Source organism: Bernardetia sp. Wsw4-3y2, assembly GCF_037126295.1.
In the GTDB taxonomy this organism is placed as follows: Bacteria; Bacteroidota; Bacteroidia; order Cytophagales; family Bernardetiaceae; genus Bernardetia.
Genome location: NZ_CP147017.1, coordinates 482,519 through 508,320 on the forward strand (window position 1 = coordinate 482,519; position 25,802 = coordinate 508,320).

Genomic DNA, 25,802 nt, shown 5'->3' on the forward strand with positions numbered 1-25,802 from the left:
TATAAAAATTATACTTTATTCAATAGTATGAACAATTCTACGGTAATTATTTCCAGTAGTGGCAGGAGAAGCAACTTCTTTTTCAGCTTGTTCTAATTCTCCTCTACTTACACTTAATATAATTCCTAAAGAAATTCCTGTAAAAAATAAAGATGTTCCACCCATACTCAAAAGGGGCAAAGGAAGTCCTGTAACAGGTACAAGTCCGACTACTACTCCCATGTGTACAAGTGCCTGAACGACTAAGCTAAAACTCAACCCTGCCGATAAAAGTCCTCCAAAGGCTCGCTCAGATTTTGCCATGGCTACCATTCCACGATAGAGTAAAATGAGATACAAACCTAAAACGATTACTCCACCAAGAAGTCCGTATTCTTCAATAATGATAGCATAAATAAAATCAGAATAAGGGTGTGGAAGAAAATTCCTTTGCTGACTATTCCCAACTCCTTTTCCTACAAAACCTCCAGTTGCAACAGCTATATATGATTGTTCTTCTTGAAAAGTAACTTGTTCAGTATCAAAAAATGCCTTCATACGAGAAACTGCTGTTCCAGAGCGTTGTCCTAACTTCAAGGCAACCATTCCGACAACTGCGCCAATTATGATAGTCATTACCAAATAACGAACAGGTACACGTCCGATAAACATAATCAAAAGGCAAGTAGCAAAAAGCAAAACAGCCGAAGAAAAGTTTGACAGGGCAATCAATCCACAGATAAGTCCAGACCAAAAAATAATTGGCAAGGTAGAACGCTGAAATTCTCTAATACTCTGTTGGCGTTTAGAGAGCATACTGGCTACATTGGCAATCAAGGCAAGGGTAGCAAAATCTGAAGTTTGAAAAGATTGATTAATGAAAGGTATTGTAATTACACGACTTGCTTCATTGATTGTAGTTCCGAAAAGCCAAGTCAGAATCAAAAGAGGCACAGAAATAAGCAAAGCTAGACGAGACAGCCGAGAATAATAACGGTAATCTATCCGATGACACACCCACATAATAATTAGAGCCATAAATAAAAGAACGCCATGTTTAAAGAGGTAATACTCTGTATTTCCATCCATTCTTTTAAAGGCAATTGCTCCAGTAGCACTATAAACTACCAAAACACTGATAATAACCAAAAGGAAAACAACTCCCCAAATGATTTTGTCGCCTGTAAATATTTTTTTACTAACTGTATTTATTTCCATAGTATATAAAACACTTTAGTATAAGCGTTTGAAAATCTTTTGAAGTATTTTTTCTTTATTCTATCACAAAACGAATTTAAAGCTATTTTCTTAAAGTATCAAGAATTATTTGTTTCCAAAGATAAAAAGACATAAAGTTGATTTTTTACTTTTTCTCAACTTCACTTTTTCGTTTTTGTGTTTTTTCTACAACATCATAAATTTGTATCATATCCTCTCTAGTCATTCCTTCCATAGGAATTCCTGGTTGTTGATAGATTTCCAAACGTTGGTTATCGTACCACTCAACACTGCCACCATCTACACCTCCTTCATAGACCATTTCATTTGTCTTCATATCATAAACAGCGAATTGAATTGAATTTCTAGGTTGCATAGTTGTGCCTTCTTTAATTACTTTACAAAGTGAAAAAGTTTTGTCTTCATTTTCTATACATTCAAATGCTTGTTCAGTTTTATCAGTAATTTGAAACTTTTGTTTTGCTAACTCTTTGTAATTCATTGGCGTACTCTGTTTTAGCTTGGTAGTTGAATCTTGATTAGAATTGCCATTTTTAGTATTTGCACAACTAAAAGATGACAAAATTAAAAGAACTAAAATTAAATTTTTCATAAATTGTATAAATTGAGAATGAAATTTGAATAATTTGATTATTGAGTAAGAAGTTATTGCTATCTATTTTACAGAATTAAAATTTGTTATACTATTGGCTTAGCTTAAATTTATAACTTAATTACAACAAAAACATTGCAGAGTATCTACAAAACTATCTTTAAATTATGAAAACTACAAAAAAAATAAAATTACGTTTAGTGCTTATATTGAGTTTATTTGTTTTGACTAATTTCTTTATTCTGGCTGATCTAAAAGCACAAATTGTTACTAAAGAAACTGCTCCTGAATATACATATTATACTTTAGAGGAAATAAAAGAACGTTTTGATAAATATAAAATCGATTCTAGCACACATTTAACTGAAAATGAGTTCTTAGAACGCATTACTATTTTACAAGATTTAAAGCCAAGCACATACCGAACTTACAAAGCTGCTGTGGCTTATTTTGCAACTCCAACACGTTTGAAAGAAATTAGTGATATAAATTATGGTATAAATAGTTCGATTGCTGTTGCTAAAAATAAAATTGCTTATTTACGAGAAAATAGAGCTGATTCTACTATTTCTGCGTTCAGAATGCAACCTATCGAACGCATATATGATTTTTATAGAACGCAATTTGTAAATACTAACCAATTAGAAGAAGTCAAAAATTATGTTTTTGCTTCTTCTGATAAGCCTAATTTTGAGGTACATCAATTAGACAAATTTTTGCCTACCATTTCACAATTTGGAATAAGAAATGGACAAAGAGCCTATGGATATAGAATGTCTTTGAAAGATAATTATCATTTGCTTATTATTGATTTGCCTGAAAATGGAAGAAAAATAATACTTTTTCAGCAAAATGGTTGGGATAACATAGCAAAAGCAGTTTACTAAACTGATAAAATAAAGATTACTTTAAAAATTTGTTTGGGACAAAGTCTATTAACCAAACACCATTTTCAGCTTTATAAAACTTTATTCCTTCTTCTATCATTTTGAACGTTTCTATTTTAAAAATGAAGGGTTTTCCGTGTCTTGCGCCCACTTTTTGTGCTGTTTCTTGATCTGCTGAAAGATGAACATATTGCCTATTTCCTTTTAGAATTCCATTTTTTAAAATAGAATCTACATTTTTTGTAGCTGTTCCGTGATAGAGAACTGGAGGTGGACTTGTGGGTTGATAATTCATTTCTACTTGTGTAGAATGTCCCTGATTTGCTCGTATCTTGGTTTTGTCTTCATTGAAACCAAATCTTTGTTTGTCATTATTTAGAACAACATATTCCAATTCTTCAAAAGTCATGCTCTGACTTTTTTTATGTGTATTGATTTTTTCTAATAGTATTTTTGTGTTTGTCCAGCCTCCTTCTTCTAATTGTAGCTTTAATAATTCGGGTTGATGACGAAGAAGTAGAGATAAAAATTTACTGCGCTGTTTTGCTTTTGAAGCATCCATAATTTAGAGTTTGTTGATTTTTAATTAAACTTATTTTCCTATCAACATTATTTTCTCTTCAAAAAGTTCTTAAAAACACATTCTATTTTGATTTATGATACTGAACTGAATTAAAAAAATATAATAGGTTTTCTATCTTTTAAAAAAAACATTTTTGAAATGCTGCCAAATGCTTTTTTTCTCAATTACTTTTATTTCAGCTTTTTTATCAAAAGAATTATTGTTCTTTGGTAAAGAATCACATTCTTCTACAAAGATTGCACTTGGCTTTCCCATTACTGAAATTCTTGTTTGTTTTATACCGTCTTCTTCAAGAACGACAGCTTCTTCCAAAAGTAGTTCTAAATAAGAATGTATTGTATTTTCTATATCAAAATCAATTTGTAAAGACAAAGTAGTATAACCAAATTTTTGTACTTGTAAAACTGTGCTGTCTTGATTCTGAATTTCTGCTTTTGTTATATTAAATTTAAAATTTCCATGTTTATCAGTAATTGTTGAATGATTTGTTCCATGTATAGAAACTAAAGCATCAGATATGGAATTTTTACTAGCATCTATTACTCTTCCTTTGATTTGAAAATAATCATTTGTAGAAGTTTCCTTGAAATCATCTTCATTTTTACCAGATTGATTTGACTCAATTACTTCCGTCTTTAGATTAGTATTTTGAGAGTAGCTTTGAGAAGAGAAGAAAAATAGCGTAAAACTAGCAGCAATAAGTCTTGACCAAAAACTAGATTTTTGAGGTTTTAAACTGACAAGATTTGTATTTAATTGAGTATCATAAAAACGACCACAAGTATTTCCTTTATAATTTTTGAAGTGATTCACTATTTCAGAATCACTCATTGTGGTAAAATCAATTACAACTTTGTGACAAGAGCCACAAAAACGTCCTTTTTGCTGTGGACTCATCTCATTCCAATTTTCATGGCAAGGTTGAGGTATTTGTATTTTCATAGCTTAATTAAATTTTATTGAGTTTTTCTTATTGAATTATATTTTAAGAAACACGAAATAAAACCTCTAAATGCTGCAATTATCAGAAATCTAAAATAAAAAAGAACATAAAAAAAGCCAATTCAAATATTGAATTGGCTTTTTGTACTCCGTAGGGGAATCGAACCCCTGCTACCAGGATGAAAACCTGGCGTCCTAACCGCTAGACGAACGGAGCATTTTTCACTCTAAAATTTCTACTTTAACTTTATAACCAAAAATTAATCTATTATGATTTACTACAAGGTTATGATGTTGTACTCCGTAGGGGAATCGAACCCCTGCTACCAGGATGAAAACCTGGCGTCCTAACCGCTAGACGAACGGAGCATTTTTTAAAATTGTTCTTTTAACAACTTATTTGTTTTGCTTTTTAAGGTATTTTTGAAGCATTTTTGTGTGTTTCTTTTCCCTTAATGCGATGCAAAGGTACGCCTTTTTTTTGTATCTGCAAATAGAATTTCATTTTTTTTCTGAAAAATCTTATCTTTTTTCTTTCCCTAGCTATCTAAAAAGCCTTTTTATCATTTATGTTTTAAAAAAACGATAGATAAATTATTGATTTTCAAAGACTAACAAGATTAAAACCTTATTTTAATTATCATAAATACTAAACTCTTTTTTTTAGAAAAAAATTCAAAATTTATTAATTATTTATTTTTTCAAGGTTTTTATTGGTATCTCTAAGATTAACTAAATTTATTTGAGCAACTGCACAATATTCATTTTATACATCTTACCAATCGGAATACAATTGTCAGAAATGAAAATTTGATTTCCTTCAATACTTTTGATGTGTTTTGGGGAAACTGCAAATGATTTATGGACTTGTAAAAATTCTTCTTTTGGTAAAATTTCTACTAGATTTGATATTTTATCACGAATACTGATAGTTTCTTCTGTAGTATGTATGTTGGTGTAATTTCCAGAAGCCTCCAAATATTGAATTTTAGCTATTTCTACTTGAATGTATTTTTTGTTGCTCTGAAAAAAAATGCGATTTGAAACTGTATTTGTAGGCACATTTGTAGCAAAACTGGCAGACTGACTAAACGTTTTGTTGACAGCCTTTAAAAAACGTTCGAAGCCAAATGGTTTGAGTAAATAATCTGAAATATTAAGCTCATAGCCTTCAAGCGCATATTCTTTGTAAGCCGTAGTTACAATTACTTTTGGCGATTTGGTCAAAGTTTTTAGAAAATCAAAACCTTTAAGTTTTGGCATATTCAAATCTAAGAAAATTAAATCTACCTCATTTTTGCTCAAATAATCAAAGGCTTCCAAAGCATCATAACAGTTCTTCATAAGTTGCATGGTTGGCAACAAATCACAATAATCTTTTATAATATCGTGAGCAATATATTCATCATCAATAATTAGATATTTAATCATAATTTGTAGGTCGTCGGTGAGACACTGACAACGGCAAAGTTTAAATTTAAATTTTAAATTTTATTTAAGGTCAATTCTACTTTATAGATATTTTCAGTTGTAGAAAAAGATAAATCATATTTGTTTTTATAACCTAATTCTAAGCGTCGTCTGAGGTTTTTCAAGCCTATTCCAGTATGTTCTTTTTTGTCTGAAAAATCTGAATTGTCAAAGTTATTTTCTATTCTAAATCGTATTTTATCCTCAGAAGCCAAAACATCAATAGTAACAAAAGCATTTTCTCTTAGATTTTCAACTCCATGTTTGAACGAGTTTTCTAGTAAAATAATGAATAACAAAGGCATTATTTTATAATTTTCATCAATTTGAGAATTCAATTTTACATTTATTTTCTTGTGGTAACGCATTTTGTGCAACTCAATATAATTTTCCAAGAAATCAATTTCTTCTTCCAAACTAACAGATTCTTTTTCGCCTTCATAAATGCTATATCGCATCATATCCGAAAGTTTCAAAATCAACTCTTTCGCTTTTTTACTATCTTTTTCTACCAAACCATATAAATTATTGAGCATATTGAAAAAAAAGTGTGGACTTACTTGACTTTTCAGATGCAGTAATTCGTTTTTCTCTTTTTCATTTTTTAAGCTAAAAAAGGCAATGAGTTGTCTGACAAACCAATAAATCCCCAGCAAAACTAGAAATATATAATACAGTAGAATCAGAATTGTAACTGAAGTCGGATAATTTTCTAAAAAAATGACAGAATCTTTTTCTGTACTGATTAATTCGAAGGCAGTTACAACTATTGGAAAAAGTGCCAATATACTTGCCAAAGTTGTGATTACAATCCATTTTTTTCTACTTAGTTTTATCATCATCCTACAAAATTAAGCGCATAGAATGTCTATTACAAATAAGTTGATAAACAACCATTTAGCGATGCTCAACTAACTCAAACGAGTGATAAAAGGATTTTATATACATGTTTTGATTTTATATCACTCACAAGTATGTGTCTATCCCAATTAATTGAAGCATAATTTGAAGACTTTTAGATTTGTCTAAATTTTTTTATAAATCTCAAATTTTAAGCGACAATGAATACAATAAAAAAGAACTTATTTAGATACTTGAAACATATCAGCCTTACGATTTTGGTTTTAGCAGCTATTGCTATCGTAATTGGTTTAAATATCGGTGCATCTCTACATTATGATGACCATCCTTTAATGATGGTTATAGACAAAGAAGGTCCTTATGTTTTCTATAAAAACGATAGTACACTACAAGTAAATCATATCAGAGGGAATAAAAATGATGGATTTTATTTGGAGCAAAAGGAACATTCTACCACAGGAAAAATTTTGATAAATTCTTATTTTCAGATTGATTCTACTTATTTTGAAATTGAAATTAATCCAGAAATTGATATTCCACCAACAAGTTATGATGACAATCAGCCTATTTTAGCCATTTCAGATATTGAAGGAGGTTATAAAACCTTTCGTGATTTTCTCATTGCTAATAAAGTCATTGATAAAAAACTGAATTGGATTTTTAAAAAAGGTCATTTGGTTTTGGCAGGCGATTTTGTAGATAGAGGTTGGTCGGTTACTCAAGTGCTTTGGTTTATCTACAAACTAGAACAAGATGCTAAAAAACAAGGGGGGCGTGTGCATTTTATTTTAGGAAATCACGAACTGAAAAATATGCAAGGTTTTTATAGAGATGCAGCACCCAAATATTTTGCAGCTTCAAATATTTTAGGCAAACAACTTGACAAATTATACAATCAGAATTCTTTTATCGGAAAATGGATGTCAAGTAAAAATACATTGGAAATCATCAATGGAAATCTTTTTGTTCATGGGGGCATTCATCCAAATTTAGCAAACTATGAAATAAGTTTGGATGAAATAAATCAGATTGTTAGAAATAATTATTACAGAGCCTATTATCCCAAAAGAGAAAAAACTATTGAGCAATTTTTAAACTCTACCAAAACAGGAATTTGTTGGTATAGAGGATATTACAAAGATGATTTAACCCAAGAAGAAGTAGAAAAAGGACTTGATAAATTTAATGCAAAATCAGTTGTGGTAGGACATACACTTCAATCAAAGATAAACAGAAAGTTCAATGGAAAAGTAATTGGTATTGATGTAAAACACCCTAAAGATTATCATAAAAACTTTCCCTATCACGAATCAGAAGGATTACTAATTGAAGAAAATATCTATTACAGAGTCTTAGCTGATGGAGAAAAAAGGGAAATATAATAAACATTAGCATGGTTAATTTAGTAATGTTCATTTTTCCATAGCGACAGGTTTGCAAACCTGTCGCTATGGAAAAATAAGACTGCTTTGTTTTTAGATAACTTGCTGATTTTCAAACTTATAAATAACCATTATAACGTTTAATAATTGATAAAAAACACGAAATACATTTTTTACCATAAAAAAACAAAAATGAAAAATAGACTCTTTAAATTTCTCTCAAAGCCATACATAGTTGTTTTTGTAATGATTATAGCACCGATGCTGTCTTATTTTGATAGAAATTTCGGCTACTTCTTTGGTTTATCTGTTGCCTTATTTCTTCTTTGGGGTAGTAATTGGAATTGGGCAAAGTTTGGTTTTGCTAAAAAAATCAATCTTCAAACTGTTTTGAGAGGCTTGTTATTGGCACTGATAACACTAATAATAGTTGATGTTTGTATTCAGCCATTTTTAGAAATTTCTTTTGGAAAGATTGATTTGAGTTCTGTGGAAGAAATAAGAGGGAACTTTACAAGTTTCTTTATCCTTTTTATAATCATGTGGGTTTTTGCTGCATTTGGAGAAGAATTTTTATTTAGTGGGTATTATATGAAGCACTTAGCTGAATTTTTAGGAAATACAGATAGAGCTTGGATTATTTCAGCAATTATTCTTTCTATCTATTTTGGAGTTTCTCATAATTATCAAGGAATAGCTGGAATAGTTGCCGTTGGATTATCAAGTAGTATTTTCTTTTTTACATTTTATCGAAATAAAAAAAATCTTGCTTTACTTGTTTTTGCTCACGGATTTTATGACACAATAGGGCTGACCCTTATTTATCTGAATAAAGATGATATTTTTTATAAGTGGGCTTTGTATTTAATCGAAATAACTAGTTAATTATCTAACTCTAAAAAAATGTTCTTTTACAATCTATCCTTTTAATATTCCTAAAAACTTTTTTATTTTTTCAGTCATGCTTAATTTTTTGGATTTTGTAGGCACTTGATCGTTATATAAAATAGAAATCATACTTTGATTAATCCAGTCTTGAGGTGCTCTTGCTTCTGAATTACTAAATTTATTTACAGAATTAGTGAGTCTAATTACCTCATCTAATGGAACTCCCAAAAGAACAGCAATTTGAGTAATGGCACTACGCTCTTCAGTGGCTACTTCATCATCTGAACGAGCAATAACCATTAAATCAATCAGTAAAATTTCTCTCAATGGACTTCTAGCAATATTTTGGGTACAAAGTTGTATATCTATATTTGCTGGGTGACGAGAATAAGAAGCTAATAGCTGTTGCTCTTCTTCTGATAGCTTTGCTATTTGTGTTATTCTTTCCAAAAAAACGACCTCATCATCAGATAAATGATGGTCACTAAAGGCAATAAAAATGACTAACTGAAGATAGGCTAATTTTTCCTTTGTACTACAACTGTTTAAAATATGTTCGAATGTATCCATTAAGTTAATTATGACTAGGTATCCTGAATAAAAAAGTCTTTTTAATAAAGTAAAGAACTGAAAAACTAAAATTATAGAGCAAAATAGAAAAAAAATGACGATTTTTGCCAAAAATAATTTATATAAGCATCATTTTTAGTAATTGATGCAGCAATTTAACTCAAAAAATAGTCTAATTACTAACCAACGTTTATTTTTCAGGAATTTTTGAATCTAATTCCGTTATTATTTATACCAATTTTATAAAATTAATTTATCTATATCTAAGCTATGTCAAATATTTCAAATCGCTCTTTCCTTTATTTTTTAGTCTTTTCTCTACTTAGTTTTATTTTGGTTTCTTGTGGTGATAAAAAAGATGATCCTCAACCTGAAAACCTTCCTGATCGTCCTGTTATATCTTGGAAAGATTTAGCACCAGCCGACAAAATATTTTATACAGATGAAGCTGTAGTTCTACAAGCTAACAAAACTGGAGGTTACCTAAAAACAGTAGAGTGGAAAATCAATGGTACGTTAGTTACTAATTCACAAGAAATTATCTTTAATGATGATTCTACTCTAATTTCTCTTTCTCATCCTTTTAACAACCCAGGTAGATATGATGTGAGTTTGAGAGTAGCCAATGAAGGAGGAGAAGCTATACTTATTCAAGTCTTAAACTTTGAGGTACGTCCAACTCCAAAAATTGATCTTCTAACAGGACAAGTATCAAAAAAATGGAAATTTACTTCTATTAAATTAGGTGCTGATGGTGCGGAATTGATTAAAAATCATGAAAAAGATAACACGCTTACTTTCTTTAGAGAAACACAAAATGAAGGAACAACTACCTATAACTGTGTTTTTGATGGTGGAACAATAAGAAATGGAGAACTAGATACAAAAGGAAGATGGGAGTTTGTTGCCAATGACCGTTATCTGAAATTTTTCAGAGTAGATGTTTTTCCTAACAATGCACGTATTATAGAATTGACTCCAACCACTATGATTTTAGGCAGAAATGAAGGAAATTCAGAAGTGATTTATAAGTTTGCACTTGTACCTTAAGCACTTGAAGTAAATGGGCGAAATGAAATCATATTTAAAAGATACTTCCCTTACCAAATAATTAATTACATATTGCCTTAAAAAAGGGTGTTTTCTATCGTAAAGATAGACAACACCCTTTTTTTATTTTAAATAATTGAAAAAAATAAAAATAAACTACATTTTTTTTATTGCACTTTTTAAAGAAAATTTAATACAATTAATTAAATTAACTAAAAATAGCCTATTTTTTCATAAAACCTTCTCTTGTATGTTTTATTAGTGCTTTTGAGTTGCGTTAATACAATGTTGATTAAAAAAATCAACTTCCTAAATTGTATTTTTTTTATAAAAAAGATAGCTTTACTATTAACAAGCATAAAAAAAATTATCACTAAACACTTGCAAATCAGAAAGTTATATACTTTATTTGTGTTATAGTTATGCACGCATACTATATTGAGCTTAAATAAATGAATGATAATCAAGGTATATAATTTTAAAAAATAACTATACTCATTAATTCAATTAATTAACCTCTAATGTAACTTATTCAGTAAGTATTAAAACAAACTAGAGTAAGTTTCAAATTTTATACACAAACAATTAATATTCCCTTTATTATGAAAAAAATTTTAAAATCTCTCGTTACATTTTTCGTTTTCTTACTTCTTAGTTTTGGAGCAGTTGCTCAGCAAATTCAAGAAAACAATCTTGTTGCACCTACACAAATGACTAGTGTTTCTGGAAGTCTTTTGGGAAGTGGCATAAGTGATGCAGGTAACATTTATTATGGTGCAACTCCATCTAATCTTAGAGCAGGTTCTCCTGTAATCGTTTTCATTCATGGTTATTTTTCTCGTGCTAGTTCATGGTGGATTTTAAATGATATGTACACAAAAGCATTTAATGATGGCTATCGTACAGCATTCGTTTCTGTACATCCTGATAAAGATATGTGGGTAAATGGTCAGCTTTTTAGTAACATGCTTGGCACAATTACAAATAATCTTGGTGTAAATAAAGTAGTAGTGGTAGCACATAGTAAAGGTGGTTTGGATACAGATGCAGCAGTAGTACATTATGGCGCACATACAAAAGTAGAACGTGTAATTACGCTTAGCACTCCTCATTTTGGAACTCCTTTAGCGGATTTGGCTCAAAGTAACTGGGTTTCTTGGTTATCAAGTGTTTTTGGGCAAGTAAATGATGCTACTAACTGTCTTCAAACAGGTTATGCTAGTTATTTTCGTTCTCAGACAGCTAATAACCCAAATTACTCTAAAGCAAAATTTCGTACAGTAGGTGCTTGGGGATATGGTATTCTTCTTGCAGTTCCAGGTGCGTATCTTGACCTAAATGGTGGTAGTGCATTTACAGGTGGAAATGATGGTGTTGTTACTTATAAAAGTTCAAAGCGTCCAAATTCGACAACTTTACTTAGTGGATTTGGAAACTGGAGAACAAATTACAATCATCTTGAAGTACAACAAGGTTATTCTATGTGGAGTACTATTAAAAGTAATTTGCCTTATTCTCTTTCTAAAGTAGAAGCTAAACCAATAGATACTGAGATACTTACTAATCCAAATGCAGTTGTTGAAAGTAGGGTGCAAATTCTTAGCTCTGAAAAAACAAGTCGTAATTTTATGGTAGAAGAAGGTGTAACAGAAACGATGTTAGACATTCATTCTTTAAATGAAAATGAAGAATTTGTAATAACAGCTCCAAATGGCGAAAAAGTAAATCCTAAAGTGCTACGTATTTCTGAAAAAGCAAATGATTTGTTAGGTGGCTTTGCTACAACAATTAAGATAGAAAACCCACAAGTAGGAACATATTCTATTGAATCTAAAAGTGCTTTTGTAGCTTTAGTTACTGCAAGTGAAGGCGTTGGTCTTCGTATGACAAGTGATTTGAATGATAAAAAGTATTACTACAATGTTGGAGAAACAATCAACTTGAATATTTCTCTTTTGAATGAGTTAGGAATCAATACACAAGGTGCAAAAGTAACAGGAACAATGACACTTACTTCAAATGATGTAAAGACACAAAAAGCAGTTGTATTAGAATTTAATCAAAGTAGCCAAAAAAATGGACAATTTAGAGCTACTGTAAATGATAAATTAAATGAAGGTATTTATAGTATTTCTATTCAAGCTGAAAACGGAAACTTTAGCAAGTCTTTAGTTACAAGTATTGCTGTTGTAGATGGTGTTTTACATACATTAGCAGATGCAACAAATCCTATTAACGAGAATAAAATAGAATCTATTAAATTAATGCCTTCTTTTCCAAATCCTTTCAACACTCAAACTAAAATTAGTTTTGAATTAAAAAACTCTTCTGCTGCAATGCTTACTATCTATGATGCAGTCGGTCGTGTAATTGAAAAAGTTGATTTGTCTTCTTATGGAATCGGAAAACACCAATACGTATGGAATGTAAATCAAAACAAAGTTAAAAATGGACTGTATATCGCTGAAATTCGTACTGGAAATGAGCGTGTAACTCAAACAATGATTTATTCTAAATAACCGAAAAAATAAAATTTTAAAAAAAACAGAAAGCATTTCCACTTTCTGTTTTTTTATGGTGTTATTTTTAGAATTCTGATTCCGACCTGTTTAAGAATAGAAGACGAACAAACCTCATTTTATAATTTCGCTAAATTGTCGGAAGAGCCAAGAATTTCTTTAAAAATCAGATTATTACCCCAGTTATAATGCAAAATCAGCTAGTCTTCGACAATTGTTTGACAATCTTTCCTAGATGTACATGATTTGTTTTTGACTTTAATTTACTGCAAAAATATAAAAAAGCCATTTTTTATTTGGAATTTTCACAAAGACAAAAAAAATTTTCACTTTTTTTATTGTATTTTTTAAAGAAAATCAATTTGATTAATATCACTAATTAAAAATTGTGAGTTTTCAACAAAAATAGCCTCTGTATGTTTTATGGCATTTTTCAGCCACAGCAGTACCATGTTGATGAAAAATAGTAAAGGAAGTAAATTGTATTTTTTTTAGAAAAATGATAGCTTTACTATCAAATTATAGAAAAAATATTTTCAGTAAAGACTTGCAAATCAGAAAGTTATATATTTACTTTGTGTTATAGTTATGCAAGCATACTATATTATCGCTCATTAAATGACCGATAGTCATATTATGATAATTATAAAAAAACATATACTTGTTAATTCAATGAATTAACTTTTAGTGTAATTTATCTACACAATAAGTCACTAAATTTGATTTAAAAGATAAATTATAAATTTTAACACACAAACAATTAATATCCCTTTATTATGAACAGAATTTTTCAATCTATTGTAGCCTTTTTCGTTTTCTTACTTCTTAGCTTTGGAGCAGTTGCCCAACAAATTCAGGAAACAAATCTTGTTGTTCCTACACAGATGACTAGCGCATCTGGCGATATTTTAGGAAGTGGCGAAAGTGATGCAGGTAACATCTATTATGGTGCAACTCCTTCAAACCTTAGAGCAGGTTCTCCTGTAATCGTTTTTATTCATGGTTATTCTTCTCGTGCTAGTACATGGTGGGAAGGAAATGATATGTATTCTAAAGCATACGCAGATGGTTATCGCACAGCATTTGTTTCTGTACATCCAGACAAAAATATGTGGGAAAACGGACAACTTTTCAACAATATGTTAGGCACAATTACAAATCGTTTTGGTGTAAATAAAGTAGTAGTAGTAGCACACAGTAAAGGTGGCTTAGATACAGATGCTGCATTGGTACACTATGGCGCAACAAACAAAGTAGAACGTGCTATTACACTTAGCTCTCCTCATAATGGAACTCCTTTAGCAGATTTAGCTCAAAGTGGCTGGGTTTCTTGGTTGTCAGGTGTTTTTGGTCAAGTAAACGATGCTACTAATTGTATGCAAACAGGTTATGCTAGTTATTTCCGTACACAAACGGCTAACAACTCAAATTACTCAAACGCTAAGTTTCGTACAGTAGGTGCTTGGGGTTATGGTGGAATCCTTTGGGTACCAGGTGTATATCTTAGCTGGAATGGTGGGGGAAGTAGCACTGGTGGAAATGACGGTGTAGTTCCTTATTATAGCACAAAACGTCCTAACTCTATAACTTTACTTAGTGGAAACGGAAACTCTACAACAAACCTTGACCACAGCGAAGTACACGAAGGAAGATATATGTGGGCTACTGTAAAGAATAACCTTCCTTATTCTCTTTCTAAAGTAGGAGCTAAACCAATAGACAACGAACCTACTACAAACCCAACTGCAGTTGTTGAAAGCAGAGTTCAGATTCTTAGCTCTGAAAAAACAAGCCGTAACTTTATGGTAGAAGTAGGTGTAACAGAAACAATGTTAGATATTCATCACTTAACGGCAAATGAAGAATTTGTAATTATTGCTCCAAACGGAAACAAAATAAACCCTACTACTTTACGTACTTCTGAAAAAGCAGGTGATATGTTAGGTGGTTTTGCAACTACCCTAAAAATAGAAAACCCACAAGTAGGAACATATTCTATTGAATCTAAAAGTGCTTTTGTAGCTTTAGTTACTGCAAATGAAGGCGTAACACTTCGTATGACAAGTGATTTGAATGATAAAAAGTATTACTACAATGTTGGAGAAGCTATCAATTTGAATATCTCTCTTTTAAACGAACAAGGAATCAATACACAAGGAACAAAAGTAACTGGTGTAATGACTCTTACTTCAAATGATGTAAAATCACAAAAAGCAGTAGTATTAGAATTTAATCAAAGTAGCCAAAACAACGGACAGTTTAAAGCTACTGTTAATAAAACTCTTCCAGAAGGTGTTTATAGTGTTGCTATCCAAGCTGAAAATGGAAACTTTAGCAAGTCTTTAGTTACAAGTATTGCTGTTGTAGATGGTGTTTTACATACATTAGGAAACAATGATGTGAAAGACCCTATTAAAGAAAATAGTGTAGAATCTATCAAATTAATGCCTTCTTTCCCAAATCCTTTCAACACTCAAACTACAATTAGCTTTGAATTGAAAAACTCTTCTGCTGCAATGCTTACTATCTATGATGCAGTTGGACGTGTAGTTGAAACAGTTGATTTGTCTTCTTACGGAGTTGGAACACACCAATATACTTGGAATGTAAACCAAGCTAGAGTAAAAACAGGTCTTTATATCGCTGAAATTCGTAATGGAAAAGAGCGTGTAACTCAAACAATGATTTATTCTAAATAATCGTTGAATAACAAATAGATTTGATTTATCTATATCAAAAATCCCAATAGCTTTTTAAGTTATTGGGATTTTTTTGATGGCTATTTTATAAACTATTATCAGAGTTATTTCAGATTACCGAAAAACTACTGACAAAGTTTTTTTGTTAGAATATTATCCAAAAAGAGAATCATCTTTTCCTTTTCCACTTTCAGCATTTCCCTTTTTTACATCTCCTTTTATAGTTGGGTCAAATAAAGATTCTGTTGCTGAAGGCTCTGGAAGTACAAAGTTTGCTTTATAGATGGCTGGTTCTTCTAATTTTCGTCCTAATGCTCTCCAACCTTTTATGTCTTCTAAAGTATGAAGTAGATAAGAGATTTTGAATTTTTTGCGATTTTGTTGATAGAATATCTCAACCTTTAGATTACTCTGAGAATTTTTATTTTCTTCATTCTCAAAATGAACAGCCAAAACTTCTGATTTCTGATGCTCTGGAATAAAGTCAAATTCTTTTCCAACTGTTGTGGTTTCGATTCTAAAACGTTTTATAAAATGCGTTTTAGATTTTCCATCATAATAAACAGCCGAAATAACAGCCTTTGGATTGAATTTTTGAATCGCCAAAACTCGTTTTACATCATAACGATTGGTAAGTTCAAAATTAGTTTGTTCGTAACTTCCATCTTTGAAAATAACCAAAATAGTATCTTCATTATCAAACTCACCTAATTTTTCGCCTATTTCGTCTTTGTTGAGTGTTCCTGTTACTTTGTCGTAATAAATCTCTAAAGCACCTAGTGTAGATTCTCCTTCTTTGGCTAATTTGATTCTACGAACAGGATATTTTGTAAGCTGATTTCCTTTTACACCACGTCCTTTTATTTCTAATTCGGCAAAATTAAAGTCAAAGTTTTTGTTTTTTGCTTTACAAGCATTTGATAAAAGAATATTCACTACTTCAGCTTCTCCATTGGGATTAGCAGAAAAATAATGAACTTTAGATAGTTTATGGTCGCTTGCAAGATTGTATTCTCTTTCACGAGTTACCCCCAAAACTTGGAAACGTTTTACATAACTTGTTCCTGTTTTTCCATCTAAATACGACATATTATAAACCATTCTCTCATCACCTTTTCTATAAACGTCGACATGAATGATATTTTTACCTACAAAGACTTTATCAGCTACTTTTACAACTTGCATTACTCCGTCTTCTCTGAAAATAATAACATCATCTAAATCAGAACATTCACAAACAAACTCATCTTTTTTGAGTCCAATTCCGATAAAACCTTCTTTTTTATTGACATATAATTTTGCATTGTTGGCAGCTACTACACTTGCTTCGATATTATCAAAAGAAGAAACTTGAGTTTTACGTTCTCTTCCTTTTCCGTATTTTTTCTTTAATTCTTTGTAGTAATCAATCGAATAAGGAGTAATATTTTCTAAGTTATGGCGAACTTCTTTCAGTTCTGTTTCCATTTTCAAACGCAGATCATCAGCCTTTGAAGTATCGTATTTAGAAATTCTTTTAATTTTAATTTCTGTTAGTTTTATAACATCATCATCAGTAATTTCTCTATATAGTTGCTGTTTGTATGGTTCTAATCCTTCATGAATAGTTTGAATAACAATTTCCCACGTTTCGGCATCTTCTATTCGGTTGTAGATTTTTTCATCGATAAAAAGACGTTCTAAAGAAGAGAAAAATATTTTTTCTAAAAGTTCGGCTTCTCTAATCTGTAATTCTCTTTTGAGAAGTTCTCTTGTAAAATCTGCACACGTTTTGAGCATTTCATTGACATCAATAAAATGAGGTTTGTCTGCAATAATTACACACGCATTTGGCGAAATAGAAACTTCACAATCTGTAAAAGCATAAAGCGCACTCATCGTAACATCTGGCGAAACCCCAGGGGCAAGTTTTACCAAAATTTCTATTTCGGCTGCCGTATTATCAATTACTTGTTTGATTTTGACCTTTCCTTTATTGTTGGCTTTCAAGATAGAATCAATCAAACTTGTAGTTGTCGTACCAAAAGGAATATCACGAATAACTAAAGTTGTTTTATCAAATTGTTCCATTCTAGCACGTACACGAACTTTTCCTCCACGCTTTCCTCCGTTGTAATGCTCTATATCAATAAATCCTCCTGTTGGGAAATCGGGATAAAGATTTATTTTTTTGTCCTTCAAAGCATCAATAGAAGCATCTATGAGTTCGTTGAAATTATGAGGAAGAATTTTGGTAGAAAGACCAACTGCAATACCTTCAACACCCTGCGCCAAAAGCAACGGAAATTTTACAGGCAAAGCCATTGGTTCACGTTTTCTTCCGTCGTAAGTAAGCTGCCAATCCGTCGTTTGAGGATTAAACAAAACATCGGTCGCAAACTTAGACAAACGAGCCTCAATATAACGAGAAGCTGCTGCACCGTCGCCAGTACGAACATCTCCCCAATTTCCTTGAGCATCAACAAGCAAATCTTTTTGTCCCATATTTACAAGCGCATCACCAATGGATGTATCTCCATGTGGGTGATACTGCATTGTCTGACCAATAATATTTGCCACTTTGTGATAACGTCCGTCATGCATTTCGTTCATGGCGTGCATAAGTCGTCGCTGCACAGGTTTTAGTCCGTCTTCTATGCGAGGAACAGCACGTTCCAAGATTACATACGAAGCATAATCTAAAAACCAGTTTTGATACAGTCCTGAAACAGGAAGAACATCAGAAATTCCCTCTCCATTTAAGGACGTAAATTCTTCATGGTGTTCTTGTAATATTTCCTCTTCTTCTTCGTGGTGGTCTTGTCCGTTTGTATTGTCTGCGCTCATATATTTTTATTGTCTTTGTTTTAATAATATTGTGTTATTGGTGAGACACCAACAACTGCAAGTTCAAGTGTCGACACTTAAACTAGAAAGCCATTTTTTTGCTAAAAATATTAGTCAAAAGTTATCCAAGTCGTTTAAGATTGATTCAATCTTACAAAAATACATATTATTTCAATAAATGCTAAATTATTTAGCAAAAATATTTTTATTAGAATTTGTAAATTTAAAATTACGAAAAAAAACGAGTTGGTCTTTATTTTTTCTAATGCTAAAGTTTGTAAATCTTGTAGTATGGAAAAACTATTAGATAATCAAAATGTAGGTTTGGGAAATTATAGTATATTTGAATTTCAAATACACGACTTGAAGCCGAATATATATTGCTTACTTAGAACCAAGTAAGAGTCGTTTTGTATCTTGCGAGGGAGAACTGGGGAAAATAATCAGTTTATTAGAGAGGCATAAATTTTATCTATATTACTTTCAATTATTCACTAACTAATGAACTCAATAACTTCTAAAACTTTTGAAACTCTTTGCTTTGAAAAAGATGAAACAGTAGAAATATATAATGTAGAAATTAAAGGTAATCTCAGACCTTATCATAGCTGTATAGAAAGTAATATAATAATAGCAGCTTGTATATTTACAGATTATGTTAAGTTTGAAAACATAACTTGTAATTCTAATTGTAGCATTAGATTTGTTGATTGTACATTTAAAAAAAGTGTACACATAAAATCTTGGAAATCTAATATAATTATACAAGGTGAGTGGGATTCCAATAACTACTCTATAAAATTTGAGAATACAAAATTTGAAGGTGTATTGAGTTTAGAATCTCTTAATCTTCACAAAGGGATACATATCACAAAGAAAACAAGTATTTATAAGCTAAATTGTATAAAACTTAGTCTAAAAAATGGCGAATTTTTGATAGATGAATCAACAGTAAATCTAGCATTTGATTTAACAACACTTAAGGCTTCTAATCTAAATATAAAAAATGAGAGTATTATTAATGCACAAACTCATTTTACTGATATAAGAGCAAATATATCTTTGAATGACTCAGAGTTTAATGGGCATACATTTTTATCAGGATGTAAAACAAAAACTCTTTATATAAATAGTAATATTTTTAATAAAAAACTACTAATTTCAAACCCTCTTATTTCAGAGATGTATATCTCAGAAACTGAATTTAAAAAAGAGGTTGGATGCTTATTACAAGTAAGTAACCATTTTTTAAAAAAGGTAGAAATTTCTGATTCAAAATTTAGTAATAAGTTTATTTTAACAGGTGGTAGGTCAATAATTGAAAAACTTATAATCAAGTTTTCAAAAGAATTAAAAGGTATTTTTGAGTTCAATTCTTGTCGTATAAATAATGTTATTCTAACAGGAAAAAATTATAACACAAATATAAATTTTGAGCATACAGAGTTTCAATCACTATTGTTCAATAAATTTTCAAATTATGCTGATATTTCATTCAACTCCTCTAAGCCTCTAGATTCTGAATCAGATTTAATTATTAGAGGTTCTAACTTAGGAAAAACTCATTTTTTCAATTTTTCTTTTAATGACTTTAAGAATATTGTAATTGATAATTCTGTATTGATTGACATTATTACTGTTAATGTCAAATGATTTAATCATAGTCAGTTAATAAAATCCTCAGATAATTTTCAAAAACTTAAAATTTATCAAAAAATAAATGACTGCATTGAACACTTTAAAAGATTAGAAAACATATCAGATGATTCTCAAAAAATAGAAACCTATCAAGAAATAAATAAGACAATAAAATGGATTAATGAATTTGACGACTTTTCAGGTAATTATGAAAATATACGCCCTGTTGTTAAAATGTTATTATGGCTCAAAATAGGAATTCAGAATATAGAAGTTTGTAAGAATGAAGAACAGGCTATATATAAAACATGGTATTGGTTTAATAACAGAAATATTTATGAAAATACTCATGAAAAAATTAAAACTCTTTATGAGGTACTTGATAAAAATACACCTAGCACTCCTATTCCACAAAAGGAATTACAGAGTCTTGAAAAAGAGTTGATTACAAGAATTACTGACTTACCAGCCAAAGAAAAAGTAGATTGGCTAAGGCTAAAAAGAAGGAAAAATTCTGTTGATGAGGAATCTCAATTGACAAAGGGAGAAATAGTGAGAATATTAAGGGTAATTAATAAAATACAAAACTCTTCTAATGAACATATTCGTCTTGACCATCTCTATTCATTGAGAGATATTTTAAAGCAAAGACTAGATACAGATACAGATAAATCTGAAAAAGAATTTAATCAACTGGTGCAGAATATTTCATTGTTATTTGCTAAATTAACTCTTACTGTTGATGAGCAAAAAGAAGTATATGAAAAAATTAACTCTGCCTTAAAACAAATGGAGTATGAGTATAATTTAACAGATGATATTCAAGTAAGAGAAATATATAGACAAATACGATTTGTTCTTGAGCGACAAGGCGATAAAATTGCTTCATTGAAATTTAAGTCAGTCGAAATGGAAACTCACAAAAATGAAGTTATTAATAGATTTCAATATAAATGGTATCATGATTTACAAGATAAAATTATACTGTTATCTGGATGGACTAATGACTTTGGGCGAAGTTGGTTTAAGCCAGTTCGTCTTATGATTCCTATTACTATATTTTTTTACTTTCTAATTATTACTGGGGTTTCCAACAAGTTATCATATTGCCCTAATCTGTTTAGCATACAAAGTTGGTATATTACATTGTGTGAATATTGTAATTATATAAATATAATGCCTCAATTATTAGATCCAACACATTCATTATCAAGGATATTTATAGATAACAAATATATTACTATTGGGTTCTGGGCATATTTCTTTGACTACTTCTATAAAGTTATACTTGCATTTTTCATTTTTCAAGTGATTTCTGCATTTAGAAAGTATGTGAGTTAGTAAATATTAAATAGTTTTTTTAAGGCATTTTTGTTTCTTGCAAAGACTAAAAACACCAAAACCCCTATAAATAAGAAAAGGCAACCACAACTGTGGTTACCTTTAATTTACTCTATATCCCCTTTACAGATATAAAACTTAATCTTCCTTCTTACGGAAGAAGGAAGCCATTTGTTGCAATAATTTCATTCTTTTTATATTTTTTTATTAAAAATAGAAATATAAAGAATAAGATTTTATTGAAAACAAGTAGCTATCCTATTTAAAATCGTTTATTTCTATCACTATTTAATGATAAAACATAACTCATTTTAGACTTTTGATGCTTTTAGCTTATAACATTAGTAAAAACTTTTGAATTACGTTTTCTCTCTCCTTCGTTCAAATAAATTTTACGAATACGAAGAGATTCAGGAGTAAGTTCTACATACTCATCAGCTTGAATATATTCTAATGCTTCTTCTAAAGAGAATTTTATAGGAGGAGCAATTTTGTTTTTATTGTCCGAACCTGAAGCTCGCATGTTTGTAAGTTGTTTTGCTTTTGTTACGTTCACAACCAAATCGCTACCACGAGTATGCTCTCCAATTACTTGCCCTTCGTAAATAGCTTCATTCTGATCAACAAAGAAAATACCTCTGTCCTGTAATTTATTGATACTGTAAGGAATTGCATTTCCTAATTCCATAGAAATAAGAGAACCACTCTGACGACCTTTGATTTCTCCTTTGAAAGGCTCAAATGCTTTGAAACGGTGATACATAATCGCCTCTCCTGCTGTTGCTGTAAGAAGTTGGTTACGAAGACCAATAATTCCACGAGAAGGCATTTCAAATTTTAAGATAACACGGTCATCTTTCGGATTCATTTCTAACAAATCCCCTTTACGCTGCGTAACAAGTTCGATAGCCTTTCCAGAAAGATTTTCAGGAAGGTCAATCGTAAGCTCTTCTATCGGTTCACATTTTTTACCATCAATTTCTTTGATAATTACTTGAGGCTGACCTACTTGTAATTCATATCCTTCACGACGCATTGTCTCAATCAAAACAGACAAATGAAGAACACCACGACCAAATACATTGAATGAATCTGCTGATTGTGTTGGCTCAACACGCAAAGCAAGATTTTTTTCTAATTCTTTTTCCAAACGCTCTTTAAGGTGACGAGAAGTAACAAATTTACCTTCTTTACCATAAAAAGGAGAGTTATTGATAGTAAATACCATTGACATTGTAGGCTCATCAATAGAAATTGGAGGCAATGCTTCTGGCTCATCTCTATCTGCAACTGTATCACCAATTTCGAAATCTTCTAGTCCTACAATTGCACAAATATCTCCTGCTTGTATTTCTTCTACCTTACGTTTTCCTAATCCTTCAAAAACATAAAGTTCTTTTACTTTATTCTTTTTAATTGTTCCATCACGTTTCATAAGAGAAACAGTTTGGTTTACTTTCAGCATTCCACGAACCAGACGACCAACTGCAATACGACCGATATATGTAGAGTAATCTAGAGAAGTAATTTGAAGTTGAGTAGTTCCTTCTTCAATTTCTGGAGCAGGAATTGTTTCGATAATCGCATCTAAAAGTGGAACGATACTGTCTGTTGGTTGTTCCCAATCTGTACTCATCCAGTTATTTTTGGCAGACCCAAAGATAGTAGGGAAGTCTAATTGGTCTTCTGATGCACCTAAAGAGAACATCAAGTCAAATACTTGATCCTGAACTTCGTTTGGCTTACAGTTTAATTTATCTACTTTATTAACAACTACGATAGGCTTCAAACCTAAGTTGATTGCTTTTTGAAGTACAAAACGAGTTTGAGGCATAGCACCTTCAAACGCATCTACTAACAAAAGTACACCATCAGCCATGTTTAGAACACGTTCTACTTCACCACCAAAATCGGCGTGACCAGGTGTGTCGATGATATTAATTTTTGTTCCTTTGTAGTCAATAGAAACGTTTTTTGCTAAGATTGTAATTCCACGTTCACGCTCAATGTCGTTGTTATCCATGATAAGTTCACCTGGACGTTCGTGTTCTTTAAACAAATTTCCAGTAACGAGCATTTTATCGACAAGAGTAGTCTTGCCGTGGTCAACGTGAGCAATAATAGCGATATTTCTAATAGACTGAATCATAAGGTAGTAAAAACTAATGTAAAAGGCTTGAGAGTATTTTTATAATTATTTAACAAATTCTAAATCAATTTTTCAGAAAAAACTAAAAATGCTTAATTCGCTGTTTTTATTTATTCTATTGATTCATAGTGAGTTATGAATTGTTTTTTTTCTTAGTGGTGCAAAATTACATAATTTATTTCAGAAAACAACAACTTGTCAGATTAATAATTCATTACTAATCTGCCTTTTAAATATTTTTAAACAAAATTAAAGATTTGGTTTTATTGTTTTTTACTTCTTAGATATCTATTTTATTTTATTCTACTTTTAATTTAATTGGTATTTCTATGATTTGATAGAATTTTATTAGGTTAGAAAATAATTTCATTTTTTTTATCAAAAAATGACTTTTCTACTATTTATTTATTTTCTACAACTGTTTTGCATTTTTAAAGGGGTAGTTTTCTCAATATTCAATACCAAATTCTTTTATTATTTTCAGGTAGGCATTTTTCATAAATTCTATATTCTCTTTTGAATTCCAAGAATCTACCTGAAAAAGTGAATCTTCATTTTGCCCAAAAAGAAAAGGTATTTTGAGCAAAAACAGAAGAGTCAAAATAATATATTTTATCATTGATATTTTAGTTGGTTTTGAATATGAACACAGTCAAAGGCAAGCCTTTAACCTACACAGATAAACTGTTTTTTTCAATAACCTCTAAAGTCTGAATAGCATTTGTAAGGTCTTCAATCAAATCATCTGCATCTTCAATTCCGACAGAAAGGCGATATAAATTCTCAGTAATACCCATTTTTTCACGCATTTCAACAGGTACTTTTGCATGTGAAGTCAAGACAGGCTCTGTAAGCGTACTTTCTACTCCTCCCAAACTTACAGCTTTACAAACCAATTCTAAATGACGAACAAATTTTGCTCTTCCTTCTTTATCTGTGTCTAATTCAAAAGAAAGCATTGCCCCAAAACCACCTTTCATTTGTTTTTTAGCTAGTTCGTGGTCTGGATGAGTAGGTAATCCTGGGTAAAACACATTTTTCACTTGTGGCAACTTCTGTAATGCTTCAGCTATTTTTTGAGCATTTTGAGCTTGTGTCTTGACACGAATCGCTAATGTTTTGATACTTCTTTCTAAAAGTGAAGTTGCCATTGCATCCAAATTTCCACCAAAATTAAATGCTGCATGATGTATTTTTTCAATCAGTTTTTGAGAAGTAACGACTGCACCACAAGAAAGGTCGCTATGTCCTGCTAGGTATTTTGTTGCGCTATGGATAACAATATCAATTCCTAATCGCAATGGATTTTGAAAAATTGGAGTTCCGAAGGTATTATCAATAAATGAAATCAGATTATTTTCTTTTGCAAAAGAAGCCATTTCTGCAATATCAACTAGTGAAAGCAATGGATTTGAAGGCGTTTCGATAAAAATAGCCTTTGAGTTTGGCTTAATTGCCGTTGCAAAATCTTCTAATTTTCGTCCTTCTACAAAAGTAGATTCAATCCCTAGTTTTGAAAGCTGCTCACGAACAGCATAATGCGTTCCTCCATAAATATCATTTTGTAAAATCAAATGGTCACCAGCCTGTAAAACTCCCAAAAGTGCCGACATCGTGGCAGCCATTCCAGAAGAAAAAATAAGAGCAGCTTCTCCACGTTCTAACGCAGCAATTTTTTGAGCAACAACTTCTTGATTTATTGTATTGAAATAACGAGGATAAGGAATTGCGCCTTCATCATTATAAGTGTAAGCTGTTGAGGTAAAAATAGGAGTATTTACACCACCACTTTTTTCGTCGAAATAAGTTCCACTATGAACACATTGCGTTGATTTTTTCATGATATTTTAAAACTGAAAGTTAAGGTAAAGAAGTAGTCTTTAGATTTTATTTATTAGATTCAAATTTACGAAAATGTTTGTCAAAACGAATTTTATATTAGAAATTTGAGAGCAACAAAAATAAAGTTCTATTCTCTTTTTCGAAATTTATTACTAAATTGAGCTACCAAATCAAACAAAGATGCATAACAAATTTGGCTCTTCCGACTTTTTAGCGAAACATTGTGTGTTCAGTTCCTCAGAACTGAAAAAAACGCTTCCTCAGAAGCGTGATATTGCTTAAATCACGCTTCTGAGGAAGCATCTCATTCGTTTTTGAGAACGGTGTAACCCTCAGCGAAGCTAA

Annotated in this window: 19 protein-coding genes and 2 tRNA genes; 8 read left to right on the top strand and 13 right to left on the bottom strand. The window is 30.8% G+C overall.

Going from position 1 to position 25,802, the window contains the following annotated elements; translation table 11 throughout:
* Positions 1–15: 15 nt before the first annotated feature.
* Together V9L05_RS01945 and V9L05_RS01950 are read right to left on the bottom strand one after the other, a co-directional pair.
* Positions 16–1,197: an FtsW/RodA/SpoVE family cell cycle protein gene (locus tag V9L05_RS01945; RefSeq protein ID WP_338814169.1), complete on the bottom strand. Its 1,182-nt coding sequence runs from the start codon at positions 1,195–1,197 to the stop codon at positions 16–18.
* Between the two features lie 145 nt (positions 1,198–1,342).
* The gene (locus V9L05_RS01950) at positions 1,343–1,810 is read right to left on the bottom strand and encodes a hypothetical protein (protein ID WP_338814170.1); all 468 of its coding nucleotides are present in this window, start codon (positions 1,808–1,810) and stop codon (positions 1,343–1,345) included.
* A gap of 167 nt (positions 1,811–1,977) precedes the next feature.
* Here V9L05_RS01950 and V9L05_RS01955 point away from each other — a divergent pair, with 167 nt between their 5' ends.
* Positions 1,978–2,697, top strand: coding sequence for a hypothetical protein (locus V9L05_RS01955; protein ID WP_338814171.1), 720 nt, complete (start codon positions 1,978–1,980; stop codon positions 2,695–2,697).
* 16 nt (positions 2,698–2,713) lie between these two features.
* Here the strand turns inward: V9L05_RS01955 and V9L05_RS01960 are convergent, their stop codons facing one another.
* From V9L05_RS01960 to V9L05_RS01985, 6 genes are all read right to left on the bottom strand, one after another.
* Positions 2,714–3,259 (bottom strand): RNA 2'-phosphotransferase, encoded by a 546-nt coding sequence (locus tag V9L05_RS01960; RefSeq protein ID WP_338814172.1) that lies wholly within the window; start codon positions 3,257–3,259, stop codon positions 2,714–2,716.
* 132 nt (positions 3,260–3,391) lie between these two features.
* Positions 3,392–4,222: a carboxypeptidase-like regulatory domain-containing protein gene (locus tag V9L05_RS01965; RefSeq protein WP_338814173.1), complete on the bottom strand. Its 831-nt coding sequence runs from the start codon at positions 4,220–4,222 to the stop codon at positions 3,392–3,394.
* Positions 4,223–4,367: 145 nt separating this feature from the next.
* Positions 4,368–4,439, bottom strand: a tRNA-Glu gene (locus V9L05_RS01970).
* Between the two features lie 80 nt (positions 4,440–4,519).
* Positions 4,520–4,591, bottom strand: a tRNA-Glu gene (locus V9L05_RS01975).
* A gap of 369 nt (positions 4,592–4,960) precedes the next feature.
* On the bottom strand, positions 4,961–5,653 hold the full coding sequence (locus tag V9L05_RS01980; protein ID WP_338814174.1) for a response regulator transcription factor: 693 nt from the start codon (positions 5,651–5,653) through the stop codon (positions 4,961–4,963).
* A 53-nt stretch (positions 5,654–5,706) separates the two neighbouring features.
* A complete protein-coding gene (locus V9L05_RS01985; RefSeq protein WP_338814175.1) occupies positions 5,707–6,531 on the bottom strand; it encodes a histidine kinase in 825 nt (274 codons plus the stop codon).
* Positions 6,532–6,753: 222 nt separating this feature from the next.
* Here V9L05_RS01985 and V9L05_RS01990 point away from each other — a divergent pair, with 222 nt between their 5' ends.
* Both V9L05_RS01990 and V9L05_RS01995 read left to right on the top strand, forming a co-directional pair.
* Positions 6,754–7,935 carry a metallophosphoesterase gene (locus tag V9L05_RS01990; RefSeq protein ID WP_338814176.1) on the top strand — a complete coding sequence of 394 codons (1,182 nt, stop codon included), beginning with the start codon at positions 6,754–6,756 and terminating at the stop codon, positions 7,933–7,935.
* 192 nt (positions 7,936–8,127) lie between these two features.
* The gene (locus tag V9L05_RS01995; protein WP_338814177.1) at positions 8,128–8,820 is read left to right on the top strand and encodes a CPBP family intramembrane glutamic endopeptidase; all 693 of its coding nucleotides are present in this window, start codon (positions 8,128–8,130) and stop codon (positions 8,818–8,820) included.
* A 33-nt stretch (positions 8,821–8,853) separates the two neighbouring features.
* Here V9L05_RS01995 and V9L05_RS02000 read toward each other — a convergent pair whose 3' ends face one another.
* Positions 8,854–9,393, bottom strand: coding sequence for a hypothetical protein (locus tag V9L05_RS02000; RefSeq protein ID WP_338814178.1), 540 nt, complete (start codon positions 9,391–9,393; stop codon positions 8,854–8,856).
* Between the two features lie 270 nt (positions 9,394–9,663).
* On the opposite strand from V9L05_RS02000, the gene V9L05_RS02005 reads away from it, so the two are divergent.
* The 3 genes from V9L05_RS02005 to V9L05_RS02015 all read left to right on the top strand — a co-directional run bounded on the left by V9L05_RS02005 (position 9,664) and on the right by V9L05_RS02015 (position 15,661).
* Positions 9,664–10,443 carry a lipocalin family protein gene (locus V9L05_RS02005; RefSeq protein WP_338814179.1) on the top strand — a complete coding sequence of 260 codons (780 nt, stop codon included), beginning with the start codon at positions 9,664–9,666 and terminating at the stop codon, positions 10,441–10,443.
* A gap of 602 nt (positions 10,444–11,045) precedes the next feature.
* Positions 11,046–12,962, top strand: a complete 1,917-nt coding sequence (locus V9L05_RS02010; RefSeq protein ID WP_338814180.1) for a T9SS type A sorting domain-containing protein — start codon at positions 11,046–11,048, stop codon at positions 12,960–12,962.
* 776 nt (positions 12,963–13,738) lie between these two features.
* Complete coding sequence (locus V9L05_RS02015) at positions 13,739–15,661, top strand: T9SS type A sorting domain-containing protein (RefSeq protein WP_338814181.1); 1,923 nt, start codon at positions 13,739–13,741, stop codon at positions 15,659–15,661.
* A 153-nt stretch (positions 15,662–15,814) separates the two neighbouring features.
* On the opposite strand, the gene V9L05_RS02020 is transcribed toward V9L05_RS02015, so the two are convergent.
* The gene (locus V9L05_RS02020) at positions 15,815–18,487 is read right to left on the bottom strand and encodes a DNA gyrase/topoisomerase IV subunit A (protein ID WP_338814182.1); all 2,673 of its coding nucleotides are present in this window, start codon (positions 18,485–18,487) and stop codon (positions 15,815–15,817) included.
* Positions 18,488–18,988: 501 nt separating this feature from the next.
* Between V9L05_RS02020 and V9L05_RS02025 the strand changes: the two genes are divergently transcribed.
* Both V9L05_RS02025 and V9L05_RS02030 read left to right on the top strand, forming a co-directional pair.
* Entirely contained in the window at positions 18,989–20,140 is a 1,152-nt protein-coding gene (locus V9L05_RS02025; protein ID WP_338814183.1) for a hypothetical protein, read from the top strand.
* A gap of 219 nt (positions 20,141–20,359) precedes the next feature.
* Entirely contained in the window at positions 20,360–21,466 is a 1,107-nt protein-coding gene (locus V9L05_RS02030; RefSeq protein WP_338814185.1) for a hypothetical protein, read from the top strand.
* Positions 21,467–21,794: 328 nt separating this feature from the next.
* On the opposite strand, the gene typA is transcribed toward V9L05_RS02030, so the two are convergent.
* The 3 genes from typA to V9L05_RS02045 all read right to left on the bottom strand — a co-directional run bounded on the left by typA (position 21,795) and on the right by V9L05_RS02045 (position 25,456).
* A complete protein-coding gene (typA, locus tag V9L05_RS02035) occupies positions 21,795–23,612 on the bottom strand; it encodes a translational GTPase TypA (protein ID WP_338794205.1) in 1,818 nt (605 codons plus the stop codon).
* Positions 23,613–24,063: 451 nt separating this feature from the next.
* Positions 24,064–24,234: a hypothetical protein gene (locus V9L05_RS02040; RefSeq protein WP_338814186.1), complete on the bottom strand. Its 171-nt coding sequence runs from the start codon at positions 24,232–24,234 to the stop codon at positions 24,064–24,066.
* A gap of 52 nt (positions 24,235–24,286) precedes the next feature.
* Complete coding sequence (locus tag V9L05_RS02045) at positions 24,287–25,456, bottom strand: aminotransferase class I/II-fold pyridoxal phosphate-dependent enzyme (protein WP_338814187.1); 1,170 nt, start codon at positions 25,454–25,456, stop codon at positions 24,287–24,289.
* Between the last annotated feature and the right edge of the window lie 346 nt (positions 25,457–25,802).